The 243-nt window shown below is 85.2% G+C and carries 1 pseudogene; it reads left to right on the forward strand.

Features of this window, described 5'->3' with window-relative positions:
• A pseudogene (locus tag ACFV5N_RS19530) lies at positions 1–243 on the forward strand (hypothetical protein); the annotation flags it as partial.

Raw genomic sequence — 243 nt, forward strand, 5'->3', positions numbered from 1 at the left:
GCGCCGCCGGGGGGTGGGCACCACCGGGCCCCCGCCGCGCGTCGGGGTGGATCTCAGCCCCTCCCAGCACGCGTGGCCCGGCCGGCCCGGCGACCCCTGGACCGTCACCGCCGCCGCCCCCGCGCCGCCGCCGCCCGCCGTGGCCCGGCTCCCCGCACCCCGGCTGGCGCACAGCGACCATCTCCGCGTCCCCCCGGTCGTGCGCCAGCCGCAGCGCCCCCCGCGCGATCGCCTCCGCGCCCC

Source organism: Streptomyces sp. NPDC059853, assembly GCF_042731495.1.
Taxonomy (GTDB): domain Bacteria; phylum Actinomycetota; class Actinomycetes; order Streptomycetales; family Streptomycetaceae; genus Streptomyces.